Below are 12,299 nucleotides of genomic sequence, written 5' to 3' on the forward strand. Positions count from 1 at the left end.
GCCGGTGGTAGAAACGGCTTATGTCCGCACCACCCCCCTCCCCGCCTCCCCAGCCGCCACCGCCCACGCTCCTCCAGCCGGCTCCCCGCGAGCCGGCACCACGACGCCGCCTGTGGTGGCACCGGCTGATATTCGGGCTTTGGTACCGCCCGGTGGAGGTGCTGGACGAGGCGCGGGACCGTAGCGCCTGGAGCGCGGCGATGCTGCTGTCGTTGATCAGCGGTGGCATCGGCGTGCTGTCGGTGGATGCGTTCCACACCCAGTGGGCCGTCGACCACGCCGCGGCGCTGCAGCTCCTCGGGCTGGGCGAGGCGGGCGTGCTGGCGGCCAGTCTCGCTCTGGGCTCGGTCGCCCACGCCATCGCCCGGACGCTCGGCGGCATAGGCCGTTTCGCGCCCACCGCAAGCCTGTTCATCGTGCTGTTCTGGGTGACGGATCTGCCGCGGATGGCGATCGCGGCCTGGCTGCCGACCGATGCCACCTTCGTGCAGGCCGCGACCTGGACGACCTGGGGGTTCGGCTATGTCCTTGCCGTACTGCTCATACGGGGCCAGCACCATCTGTCGACAGGGAAGTCGGCGGCCGCGGTATCGGTGCAGATGCTGACCGCGCTGGCCCTGCTGAGGCTGGGCCCGGTGCGCTGAGACCGGGCCCCGGTCCGGTTACCCGGTCAGCTCCGGCTGGTCAGCCGCCGTACGAGCCCCTCGAACGCCGCCCGTTCGTCGGCGCTCAGCTCCACGCACTCCGACGGCGGCCCGGCCGGCCCGGTCTGCCGGGGCACGGAACCGAGCAGTTCCGGCTGGGCGGGCAGCCCCTCCGGGCGGGGCGGGGCAAGCCTCCCGCGCGGCGCGTACCGGGCCCGCATTTCCCGCTGATCACGGCACATGGCCGCCTCGTACCGCCCCCGGCGCAGGAGTCTGGCCAGCCCGACGACCCAGACGATGGCCACAGCCAGCAGCACGCCGAGGCCGATCTGCTGCAGAATCGAAGCTGAGGGGAGCATGCGGTCCTCCCGGACGGATGAGGCGCTGGGGTAGAGCCAGTACACACCACGCGTCAGGCCTTCCGACAGGGGATCTTGGGACCTAAGTCCCGAAGTGACGCATCTCCTATGACATTTCGCTACTTTCCCGTCACTGCGCGGCACAACGGCCCCCCAAGAGGCCGCCACGGCAGGATTCGCTCCGCCCCGTTGGACACCCCGGAGGCTTCCCCCGGCGAAGATCGTCGCGGACGATGACGGCACTTCGTCCGCGACGTGAGGAGTACGCACGTGCCGCAGCCGCACCGGCCGCAGCCCCGGCCATCCACCGACGCCGACACGGAGGCCACCGGGACAGCGGTCACCGGGACGGAAGCCACCGCGGCCGCCCCGCCCGGCGAGCCGCCCGCCCGCGCCCTGGACGGCATCCTCGTCGCGGACTTCAGCCGGGTACTGGCCGGCCCGCTGGCCGCCGCGACGCTCGCCGACCTCGGCGCCGAGGTGATCAAGGTGGAACGGCCGGGCACCGGCGACGACACCCGCGCCTGGGGCCCGCCGTTCGCGGCGGACGGGACGGCCGCCTACTTCGACGCCGCGAATCGCTCCAAGCGCGGCCTGGCCCTGGACCTCGGCGACCCGGACGATGCGGCCGCGGCCCGTGAGCTGGCACGCCGGGCCGACGTACTGATCGAGAACTTCCGTCCCGGCTCGCTCGCCAAGTACGGCCTGGACCACCTCGCCACCCGCGCCGCCAACCCGGGCCTGGTGCACTGCACCATCACCGGTTTCGGGTCCGGCGCGGGTGCCGGGCTGCCCGGCTACGACTTCGTGGTGCAGGCCGTCGGCGGGCTGATGAGCATCACCGGCGAGCCCGGCGGCACGCCCCTGAAGGCGGGTGTCGCCCTGGTCGACGTGCTGACCGCGAAGGACGCCGCCACCGGCATCCTCGCCGCCCTCCACCACCGCCACCGCACCGGCCGGGGGCAGCTGGTGGAAGTGAATCTGCTCTCTTCCCTGCTGGGCTCGCTGGTGAACCAGGCCTCCGGCCACCTGGCCACCGGCCGCGACCCGGGCCCGATGGGCAACCGCCACCCGAGCATCGCCCCGTACGAGACGCTGGCCTGCCGGGACGGGCAGCTGCTCGCGGTGGCGGTGGGGAACGACCGTCAGTTCCGGGCGCTGGCGCAGACGCTGGGCGCACCGGAGCTCGCCGAGGACGTCCGGTTCGCCCGCAATCAGGACCGGGTGCACCACCGCACGGATCTCATCAAAGCGCTGGAAAACCGGCTGGCTGCCGACACCCCTCGGGCCTGGGCCGAGCGGCTGACCCCGGCGTCGGTGCCGTGCGGCCCGGTCAACAGCCTCTCCGAGGCGCTGGAGTTGGCGGGGCGGCTCGGCCTGGACCCGGTGACGTCCGTCGGCGAGGACCGCATCCCCCAAGTCACCAGCCCGCTCCGCCTTTCGGGAACGCCGGTGGCCCAACCCTCCGCTCCGCCCCGCCTGGACGAACACGGCACGCCACTGCGAACCTGGCTGTCGGGACCGGCCGACCAACCCCTCCCCACGCAAATGTGACCTTCGTCACAACCTGGCCCCACCCGCAACCAAATCCGCCCGTAGGTGCTGTTTATCAGCACGGAATCACAACACCCTTGTATGGAGCAGCTCGTGACATCGCCGGACAACCCCGCACCCGCTCGGTCCCGCACTCCGCACCAGCTGCTCCAGTCAGCCGAGCAGCAGGCGTCCGGTATGCCGCGTCCGAACCGACGGACGCGCCGCACGCTGGCCGTCACCGCCCTGTTCGCGGCGGGTGCGCTGGCCCTGTCCGCCTGTGGCGGGGACGCCTCGGCCGGCGGCAATGACGACGGCAAGAACGGCCAGGCCGGTGCGGACGCCGCAGCCGCCAAGGACGCCTCCGACGCCAAGATCAAGGTCTCGTCGAAGGACGGCGCCACCAACGCCAGCATCAACGACACCGGGGTGAAGGTCACCGGTGGCAAGTTGACCGATGTGAAGCTCACCGCCGCCGACTCCGGCACGGCCGTCGCCGGCGCCATATCGGCCGACGGCACGTCCTGGAAGCCCGGCGCCCAGCTGGAGCGCGGCACCAAGTACAAGATCGTGGCGAACGCGAAGGACGCCAAGGGCCGGTCCGCCACCGAGAACGCCAGCTTCACGACGGTCTCCTCGGCCAACAGCTTCATCGGCAGCTACACCCCCGACGACGGCAAGACCGTCGGCGTGGGCATGCCGGTGTCCTTCAACTTCGACAAGGTGATCACCAACAAGAAGGACGTCCAGTCCCACATCAAGGTGACCTCCAGCAGCGGCCAGCAGGTCGTCGGCCACTGGTTCGGCACCCAGCGCCTGGACTTCCGGCCGCAGGACTACTGGAAGGCCGGCTCCAAGGTCACCATGAAGATCGACCTGGACGGGGTGAAGGGCGGCGCCGGCATCACCGGCGTGCAGTCCAAGACGGTGTCCTTCACCATCGGGCGCTCGCAGGTCTCCACGGTCGACATGAACACCCAGACCATGACGGTCAAGCGGGACGGCAAGACCTACAAGCGCATCCCGATCTCCGGTGGCAGCCCCGATCACCCGACCTACAACGGCCAGATGGTGATCTCGGAGAAGTTCGAGCAGACCCGGATGGACGGCTCGACGGTCGGCTTCGGCGGTGAGTACGACATCAAGGACGTCCCGCACGCCATGCGTCTGTCGTCGTCCGGCACCTTCATCCACGGCAACTACTGGGGCGCCTCGTCCGTGTTCGGCAACTCCGGCACCAGCCACGGCTGCGTCGGCCTGCGGGACAGCAAGGGCGGCGGTGGCGACACCCCGGGCAAGTGGTTCTTCAACGAGTCGCTGGTCGGCGATGTCGTCGTCGTGAAGAACTCGCACGACAAGACCGTGCCGCCGGACAACGGCCTCAACGGCTGGAACCTGTCCTGGTCCGACTGGCAGGCGGGCAGCGCGGCCTGACGGACGGCGTCCGCAGCGCAGTTGCACGAGGGCGGTGGCCGGTCCCGGGTGGGGGCCGGCCACCGCCTTGTGCGTACGGGGCCTCGGGGCGCCGCTTCGGCAGCCCGCCGAGCCCGCCCCGTCAGTCGCCCGGCCCCGACCGCCCTCGCTCCGCAGATGCGCTACCTGATGAGCACCGGGCGCTATCCCACCCATCAGCGCTACCTCCACGCAGCGACTCGCAAGGACGATCCGCAGTGGCGCTTCGAAACCGGCCTGGACAGCGTCCTCGACGGCATCGCGGCCCGGCTGGACATCTGAACGTCGACGCCAACTGCCGCAGCGGCCGCCGGATGTTCCGACGGCCGCTGGACCGGTTCCGAGGAGGCGGTGTGGCCCCGCCCGGGGCTTACGGGTGGTAGTGCTCGGCGATCTTCGTGGCGGCGCCGTGGTGCACCGTCACCCGGACCTCGACGGTGCCGAGCTTGGCCGCCTTGCGCAGGTCGGCGAGGGTGCACGGAGTGGTGCCGTAGCCGGAGCCGTCCGCGTGGACCCGGCCGTCAGGGGCCTCGCAGAGCGCTGCCGCACCGAGCACCTTGGTGCTGTCGGCGACGTAGAACGCCTGCTCCATACCGCTCTTGGGCTCCACCGTGAGCTTGTCCTCGGTGAGCCACTTCAGCCTGCCGACCCAGGTGCCGCCGACACCCTTACGGCCGGCGGAGGCACCGCCCTGCCCGGCGGAGCCGCCCGTCCCGGCACCCTGGCCCCCGTTCGCGTCCGTACGCGACGCGCCCTTCCCCGTTGCGGCACCGGAGCCACCGCCCGCCTGCTGCCCACCCGTCGAGGACGAGTCCGCGGAGGAACCGCCCGAGGAGGCACCGCCGGACGCGGAGCCACCGGAGGCGGAGTCCCCCGCCTGCGAGCCGCCGGACGCGCCCTGGCTGCTCGCGGCGGAGGGCGCGGCCGACGCCTTGTCGTCCCCGTTGTCGCAGGCGGTCAGCGAGAGCGCCGCGGCGGCGATGAGGGAGGCGGCGGCGAGACGACGACCGCGGCGCAGGGTGGTGGTGGCGAGCGGCATGAGGATTCCCCCGAGCTGGTGAGTGGTGCCCCTTCGGCGTGACGTCCACGACTCTCGCCGGATCGGCTAAAGATCCACTAACGCACCGGTAACCTCACCGTCCGTTGCCTCACGTCCCGTCGGAGCCCGTCCGGCAGGTGGCGCGGGACGCGGCCGTGCGGGCGGGATCGACACCGCCCCGGCACAGCGCGCGGGGCTTGAACGCGCCGGGGCCGCCACCGCGTCGTTCTGTCGGTGGCGGCCCCGGCTCGGGTGGGGAAAGGCGGGTCAGGCGGCGACCGTTACCCCGGAATCCTCGGTGGACGAGGTCTCCGCCGGTCGCGTGGGCGACGTCTTGCGGAGCCCCTTGAGGAGGATCACCAGGGCCGCGCTGACGCCCGTGCCCGCGGCGATGGCGAGCAGGTAGAGGAACGGCTGGCCGATCAGGGGGACGACGAAGATGCCGCCGTGCGGGGCGCGGAGGGTGCAGCCGAAGGCCATCGACAGCGCTCCGGTGACCGCACCGCCGGCCATCGCGGAGGGAATGACGCGCAGCGGGTCGCCGGCGGCGAAGGGGATCGCGCCCTCGGTGATGAAGGAGGCACCGAGCACCCAGGCCGCCTTGCCGTTCTCCCGTTCGGCCTTGGTGAAGAGCCGCCCGCGGACGGTCGTGGCCAGCGCCATCGCCAGCGGCGGCACCATGCCGGCCGCCATCACCGCGGCCATGACCTTCAGGCTGCCCTCGTTGGCGTTGGCGAGACCGCCGACCGCGAAGGCGTAGGCGACCTTGTTCAGCGGACCGCCCAGGTCGAAGCACATCATCAGGCCGAGGATCACGCCCAGGATGATCGCGTTGGCGCCGGTGAGCCCGGACAGCCAGTCGGTCAGCCCCTTTTGCAGTGCGGCGATCGGCTTGCCGATCACGAGGAACATCAGGAAGCCGACGATCGCCGAGGAGATCAACGGGATGACCACGACGGGCATGATGCCGCGCAGCACCGGCGGGATGCTGACCCGCTGAATCGTCATCACCACCGCACCCGCGATCAGACCGGCGATCAGACCGCCGAGGAAGCCCGCGTTGATGGTGAGCGCGATGGCCCCGCCGACGAAGCCGGGAACGAGGCCGGGCCGGTCCGCCATGCCGTACGCGATGAAGCCGGCCAGGACCGGGACGAGGAAGCCGAACGCGACGCTGCCGATCTGGAAGAGCAGGGCCGCCCAGCTCGTGGACTCGGTCCACAGGAAGTGGTCGGCGACGGACGGCGCCTTGTTGATCGTGTAGCCGCCGACGGCGAAGGCGACCGCGATGAGCAGACCGCCCGCGGCGACGAACGGGACCATGTAACTGACGCCGGTCATCAGCCACTTGCGCAGGCGGGTGGCGAAGCCGTCACCCGTGTCGGCGTCCCTGTCCATGGGCGCGGCGGGGTGCGCGGGGGCGGTGGCCTCGCCGCGTTCGGCCTTCTGCCGTACCTCGGCGATGAGTTCGGCGGGGCGGTTGATGCCCGCCTTCACCCCGACGTCGACGGTCGGCTTCCCGGCGAACCGGTCCTTCTCCCGTACCTCGACGTCATGAGCGAAGATCACGCCGTCCGCGTCCGCGACGAGCTGCGGATCGAGCCGCTTGAACCCTGCCGAGCCCTGGGTCTCGACCAGCACCTCAACGCCGGCGGCCTGCCCGGCCTTCTCCAGCGATTCGGCAGCCATGTAGGTGTGCGCGATGCCGGTGGGGCAGGAGGTGATGGCGACGATACGGAAGGGGGCGGCCGGGGCCGGGGCCTCGGGAGGGGCCTCGGTGGCTGCTGCGGGGGTGGACTCCGGCTCGGGTGCCGGTATGGACTCCGGCTCGGATGCCGGCTCCGTCCCGGGTGCCGTCTCCGCTCGCGCGTCCGCTTCCGGCACCCCGGCCTGGGGCTCCTCCGCCGGTGCGTCCCCGCGGATCAGTGCCGCCGTACGCTCCGGTTCGGTGGCGGACCGCAGTGCGCCGGTGAAGGACTCGTCCATCAGATGCCGGGCGAGGGTCGAGAGGATCGAGAGATGGTCCGCATCGCCGCCCGCCGGGGCCGCGATCAGGAAGATCAGGTCAGCCGGGCCGTCCGGCGCACCGAAGTCGATTCCGGAGGCGCTGCGTCCGAAGGCCAGCGTCGGCTCCGTGACGTGTTCGCTGCGGCAGTGCGGGATGCCGATCCCGCCGTCCAGGCCGGTCGGCATCTGGGCCTCCCGTGCGGCCACATCCGCGAGGAAGCCCTCCAGGTCGGTGACGCGGCCGTGGGCGGCCATCCGTTCGGCCAGGGACCGTGCGGCGGCGTCCTTCGTTTCTGCGGACAGGTCGAGGTCGACCAGTTCCGCGGTGATCAGCTCACTCATCGCGGGCTCCTTGCGCGGTACCGCCGTAGGGGCGGTGGGGACGGAACGGGGGGTGGCTGGGGCGCCTCCCGGCGTGGGCCGGAGGGACGGATCGAGGGGACGACGCCGGGCTGCTGCACCGCAGCAACAGCGGCACCGTGGACGGCACTTACCGCACCGGCTCCGCGCACGGTTACCGCACCGGCTCCGCACACGGCACCCACCGCACCGGATCGCTGCGCGGCCGTCATGACACCGGCTCCGTCAGTACGCGGTTGAGCGGCACCGCATCGGTGGTCGTGACCGCCGAGACGTCCAGATCGGCCGGTGTCGGCATCTGGCTGCCGGGCAGCTGAACGGCGGCCGCGCCATGGGCCAGTGCGGCGGCCAGCGCGATCGGCCCCGTACCGCCCGCCGTGAGGAAGCCCGCCAGTGAGGCATCGCCCGCACCGACATTGCTGCGGACGGCGGCGACCGGGGCGCTGCCGAAGTAGGCGCCGTCCTCGTCGACCAGGAGCTGGCCGTCCGCCCCCAGGGAGGCCAGTACGGCGCGGGCTCCCCATGCGCGCAGCTCCTCGGCGGCCTTGACCACGTCGCCGAGGGTCGCGAGCGGCCGGCCGACGGCCTGTGCGAGCTCCTCGGCATTCGGCTTGACGACGTCCGGGCATTCGCGCAGCGCCGCGGTCAGCGACGGGCCCGAGGTGTCCAGGGCGATCCGGGCGCCGGCACGGTGGGCGCGGGACACCAGCTCCGCGTACCACTCGGGCGCCAGGCCGCGCGGCAGGCTGCCGCAGCAGGCGATCCAGTCGGCCCCCACGGAACGCTCGCCGACCGTCGTGAGCAGCGCCTCCGACTCGTCGGCGGTCAGCTCGGGCCCGGTCGCATTGATCTTTGTCAGGGTGCCGTCGGGTTCGGCGACCGAGATGTTGGAGCGGGTCTGGCCGGCCACCGTCACCCCCGCCACCTCGATGCCCTCGGCGCCCAGCAGCGCGGCCAGCGCCGCGCCGGCCGGACCGCCCAGAGGCAGTACGGCGAGGGTGCGGTGTCCGGCGGCGGCGACCGCCCGGGAGAGATTGACGCCCTTGCCGCCGGGGTCGATCCGGTCGGCGGTGGCCCGGAGTACGGCCCCGCGGTCCAGCGCCGGGATCTCGTACGTACGGTCCAGGCTGGGGTTGGGGGTGACGGTGAGGATCATGCGCGTACTACTTCCGTGCCCGCGCGCTCGATGGCGAGGGCGTCGTCGGGGCTCAGGCCGGTGTCGGTGATGAGCAGGTCCACGTCCGACAACTCGCCGAAGCGGGCGAAGTGCTGCTGCCCGAACTTGGCGGAGTCGGCGAGGAGGACGACCCGGCGGGCGGCGGCGATCAGCGCCCGCTTGACGGCGGCCTCCGCGAGGTCAGGGGTGGTCAGGCCGCCGTCGAGCGAGAAGCCGTTGGTCGCGAGGAACAGCACATCGGCGTTGATCTCGCGGTAGGCGCGCAGCGCCCAGTCGTCGACCGCGGCCCGCGTACGGTGCCGGATCCGGCCGCCCACGAGGTGGAGGGTGAGCCCGGGGTGGTCGGCCAGCCGCGCGGCGACCGGCAGGCCGTGGGTGACGACGGTCAGCTCGGCCTCCAGCGGGATCTCGGCGGCGAGCCGGGCGGCGGTCGTACCGGCGTCCAGAATGACGTTCCCGGAGCTGCCGGCGCCGCCCTCCCCACCGGGGAGCTCGGCGAGTGCGGCCCGCGCGATGCGCTGCTTCTCGTCGGCGGCGACGGCGTCCCGCTCGGCGAGGTCGGGCTCGAAGTCCAGCCGGCCGGCCGGAATGGCCCCGCCGTGCACCCGGCGCACCAGGCCGGCCCGGTCCAGCGCCTTCAGATCGCGCCGCACGGTCTCGGCGGTGACCTGGAATTCCTCCGCCAGGGAGAGCACATCGACCCGCCCGCCTTCACGGGCGAGCCGCAGAATCTCCTGCTGGCGCTCCGGTGCATACATCAGCGTGTCTGTCCGTTCCCTGCCCGAACCTGTGGTTTCAACAGGATGCTACGCCCGGATTTCCGCGAAGTAAACATAAATGGACTCCGCGCAGACTCAAACAGACATCGCGAGGCCAGGCATCAGCCAGCCCTACGCACCGCGCACCCCGGCCCGGCCGCCGTCCGTACGCCCCGCGCACCCCCGGCCCGCCGCCGTCCGTACGCACCTGCGGACACAAGAGAGCCCCGACGCCACGAAGGGCACCGGGGCTCGTCCGATACGGGCACACGTCTCACCAGGGATGGCGGCGCGCGCAAGAGCGCGCGCCCGTTATGCGGCCGCGTCGAAGCCGGTGTCACGCGCCATCCGCTTCAGCTCCAGCAGGGCATGCTTCTCGATCTGCCGGATCCGCTCGCGGGTCAGGCCGTGCTGCTTGCCGACCTCGGTCAGCGTGCGCTCACGTCCGTCCTCTATGCCGTACCGCGCCTTGATGATCGAGGCGGTGCGGTGGTCGAGGCGGTCGATCAGATCCTCCAGCTCCTCGCTGCGCAGCAGCGTGAGCACGGACTGCTCGGGTGAGGCCGCGGAGGTGTCCTCCAGCAGATCACCGAACTGGGTGTCGCCGTCGTCGTCCACCGACATGTTCAGGCTGACCGGGTCGCGTGCCCAGTCGAGTACGTCGGTGACGCGGGCGGGCGTGGAGCCCAGCTCGCCGGCGACCTCCGCCGGCTCCGGGTCACGGCCGTTCTCACGGTTGAACTCGCGCTGCACGCGGCGAATCCTGCCCAGCTCCTCGACGAGGTGCACGGGCAGCCGGATCGTGCGCGACTGGTCGGCGATGGATCGGGTGATGGCCTGGCGGATCCACCATGTTGCGTACGTCGAGAACTTGAAGCCCTTGGCGTAGTCGAACTTCTCCACGGCACGCACCAGACCGGCGTTGCCCTCCTGGATCAGATCCAGCAGGGGCAGTCCGGCGCGCGGGTAGCGGCGGGCGACCGCCACCACCAGGCGAAGGTTGGAACGGATGAAGATGTCCTTGGCCTTCGCACCCTCCTCGACCAGCGCCTCGAGTTCCTCGCGCCCGGCGCCCGCGGCATTGCCGTCGGTGACCTCGCCGTCCAGGATCTGCTGGGCGTAGACGCCCGCCTCGATGGTCTGGGACAGCTCGACCTCCTTGGCGGCGTCGAGCAGTGGCGTGCGCGCGATCTCGTCGAGGTACATGCCGACCAGGTCGCGGTCGGCGATCTCCCCGCCTACGGCGCGAACACTGTTGGCCCCGCCAGAACCGTTGCTGGTTTCCTGACGTCGGGCGACGGCACGGGTTGCCATGCGTGTGCTCCCTTTGCGATGAGTCGGTCGCGGGACGGTGGGCGGGGCGGAAGGGGCATCGAAACCGATGCTTCACCGACTGACCCGTCCGAAGGAAACAACGGCTGGAATCCGGACAGAATTCCCACGCTGCCCCGCTATTTTTCTGATCATGCAGTACCCTGCGCCCCCACCCAGGGAGGTCACATGCCGCGTGAGCAGGGGGAAGTGCAGGTCAGAGCGGGCACTGAAGCAGATCTTCCGGCCCTCACCGAGCTTTACAACCACTACATCCGTGAGACGTGCATCACCTTCGACCTGGAGCCCCTCACTCCCGAACAGCGCCACCCGTGGTTGCTCTCCCACCCCCAAGACGGCCCGCATCGTCTTCTGGTTGCCCAGGAGGCGACAGACCGGATGAAAAACCCGCACAACGGGCCGACGAGCGCGCTACACGCCGGGTCCGCGGCGTCCGGGGCCGGGCAACCGGGAGGGGCGCTGCTCGGCTACGCGACCAGCAGCGCGTTCCGCCCGAAGGCCGCCTACGCCCCTTCCGTCGAGGTCACCGTCTACTGCGCCCCGCACGCCGCCGGCCGCGGCGTCGGCACCCTGCTCTACACCTCGCTCTTCGAGGCACTGGCCGACGAGGACGTTCATCGCGCCTACGCCGGGATCACCCAGCCGAACGAGGCATCCACGCGCCTCCACACCCGTTTCGGCTTCCGGCACATCGGTACGTACACGGAGGTGGGCCGCAAGTTCGGCCGCTACTGGGACGTGGCCTGGTACCAGAAGGACCTGGACTGAACCCGCTCTCCGGCTCGCCTTCCCGGGCCCCGAGTCCCTAACCCGCCCGTTCCGCCCGACTCCGTAACCCGCGGTTCGGGTTGCCACGGACGACGCCCGGGTGTCGCCTGGACAGGAGGGGCAGCGGGACAGCGGGATGATCGAGAGGAGCCCGTCATGGACCAGCACGCTCATCGGCACGAGGCAAGGGCCGCCCGCTCACACGGCACCGTCGACGTGGAACACGGCGCGACGGCGAACGCCCGGTCCCATGACCCGCAGCGGGCCGCCCGACCAGCCGGCCTGGCCGCACGCATCCCCGCGACCGTGTCGCTGCCGGTCATCGCGGCCCTCGCCTTCGGCTGCTTCACCATCTTCCGCACCCACACCGACGGCACCAAGGGCGGCCCGGCCATGCTGTACGGGCTGGCCGCGGCCGTGGTGACCGGCGTGCTGGGGCTGGCACTGGCCCACTTCCAGTCGTCCATGATCACCGAGACCCGGGCGCTCGCCTACGGCGCGCTCTTCGGCTGCGCGATGGGCTGGGTCTACAGCCTCGGCGGGGAATCGATCCTCAAGTCATCCGCGTTCGGCCTCACCCTGGGCGCCGTGATGTTCGTCGTCGCCCTCTACGTCTTCCGCACCCACCGCACCCGCGAGCCGCACGGCATACACCGTCCCCACAAGCCCCACCGGGGCCACCGCCTCCCCGTGGCCACCCACTGAGACAACGGCTCAGGCACCCACTGAGGTGACCCGCTGATCGTCGGCCCGCTGCCCCACGGGCCGCCGGCCCGGCGATCCCCGCCTGCGTCCGCCCTCCACTCCACCTGTCACTCCGCCTCCGAGTCCACCTGTGCTGCCGCATCGCCGGACGTCCGCCGGATGGTG

At 71.6% G+C, this 12,299-nt stretch carries 12 protein-coding genes; 6 read left to right on the plus strand and 6 right to left on the minus strand.

Translation table 11 applies throughout. The annotated features are described in order from the left end of the window. Window positions 1-20 precede the first annotated feature (20 nt). A complete protein-coding gene (locus tag ACWGI6_RS27300; protein WP_453269959.1) occupies window positions 21-644 on the plus strand; it encodes a YIP1 family protein in 624 nt (207 codons plus the stop codon). A gap of 26 nt (window positions 645-670) precedes the next feature. On the opposite strand, the gene ACWGI6_RS27305 is transcribed toward ACWGI6_RS27300, so the two are convergent. Further along, entirely contained in the window at window positions 671-1,003 is a 333-nt protein-coding gene (locus ACWGI6_RS27305; RefSeq protein WP_453269960.1) for a hypothetical protein, read from the minus strand. Window positions 1,004-1,273: 270 nt separating this feature from the next. Here ACWGI6_RS27305 and ACWGI6_RS27310 point away from each other — a divergent pair, with 270 nt between their 5' ends. The 3 genes from ACWGI6_RS27310 (at window position 1,274) to ACWGI6_RS27320 (ending at window position 4,270) form a co-directional block, all read left to right on the plus strand. After that, a complete protein-coding gene (locus ACWGI6_RS27310) occupies window positions 1,274-2,557 on the plus strand; it encodes a CaiB/BaiF CoA transferase family protein (protein ID WP_453269961.1) in 1,284 nt (427 codons plus the stop codon). A gap of 177 nt (window positions 2,558-2,734) precedes the next feature. Continuing rightward, window positions 2,735-3,970 carry a L,D-transpeptidase gene (locus ACWGI6_RS27315; protein WP_453269990.1) on the plus strand — a complete coding sequence of 412 codons (1,236 nt, stop codon included), beginning with the start codon at window positions 2,735-2,737 and terminating at the stop codon, window positions 3,968-3,970. 156 nt (window positions 3,971-4,126) lie between these two features. Continuing rightward, complete coding sequence (locus ACWGI6_RS27320; RefSeq protein WP_453269962.1) at window positions 4,127-4,270, plus strand: hypothetical protein; 144 nt, start codon at window positions 4,127-4,129, stop codon at window positions 4,268-4,270. A gap of 88 nt (window positions 4,271-4,358) precedes the next feature. On the opposite strand, the gene ACWGI6_RS27325 is transcribed toward ACWGI6_RS27320, so the two are convergent. The 5 genes from ACWGI6_RS27325 to ACWGI6_RS27345 form a co-directional block, all read right to left on the minus strand. Next, entirely contained in the window at window positions 4,359-5,027 is a 669-nt protein-coding gene (locus ACWGI6_RS27325; RefSeq protein WP_453269963.1) for a hypothetical protein, read from the minus strand. Between the two features lie 267 nt (window positions 5,028-5,294). Beyond that, complete coding sequence (locus ACWGI6_RS27330) at window positions 5,295-7,376, minus strand: PTS fructose transporter subunit IIABC (RefSeq protein ID WP_453269964.1); 2,082 nt, start codon at window positions 7,374-7,376, stop codon at window positions 5,295-5,297. A 226-nt stretch (window positions 7,377-7,602) separates the two neighbouring features. Then, entirely contained in the window at window positions 7,603-8,550 is a 948-nt protein-coding gene (gene pfkB, locus ACWGI6_RS27335) for a 1-phosphofructokinase (RefSeq protein ID WP_453269965.1), read from the minus strand. Continuing rightward, on the minus strand, window positions 8,547-9,329 hold the full coding sequence (locus ACWGI6_RS27340) for a DeoR/GlpR family DNA-binding transcription regulator (RefSeq protein ID WP_453269966.1): 783 nt from the start codon (window positions 9,327-9,329) through the stop codon (window positions 8,547-8,549). Before ACWGI6_RS27340 ends, pfkB begins: the two co-directional genes overlap by 4 nt. 312 nt (window positions 9,330-9,641) lie before the next feature. Further along, complete coding sequence (locus ACWGI6_RS27345; RefSeq protein ID WP_453269967.1) at window positions 9,642-10,643, minus strand: sigma-70 family RNA polymerase sigma factor; 1,002 nt, start codon at window positions 10,641-10,643, stop codon at window positions 9,642-9,644. Window positions 10,644-10,829: 186 nt separating this feature from the next. Between ACWGI6_RS27345 and ACWGI6_RS27350 the strand changes: the two genes are divergently transcribed. Both ACWGI6_RS27350 and ACWGI6_RS27355 read left to right on the plus strand, forming a co-directional pair. Then, complete coding sequence (locus tag ACWGI6_RS27350) at window positions 10,830-11,429, plus strand: N-acetyltransferase family protein (RefSeq protein ID WP_453269968.1); 600 nt, start codon at window positions 10,830-10,832, stop codon at window positions 11,427-11,429. Window positions 11,430-11,585: 156 nt separating this feature from the next. Continuing rightward, window positions 11,586-12,134 (plus strand): hypothetical protein, encoded by a 549-nt coding sequence (locus ACWGI6_RS27355; RefSeq protein ID WP_453269969.1) that lies wholly within the window; start codon window positions 11,586-11,588, stop codon window positions 12,132-12,134. Window positions 12,135-12,299: the final 165 nt, after the last annotated feature.

This window comes from Streptomyces sp. NPDC054786 (genome assembly GCF_053611685.1).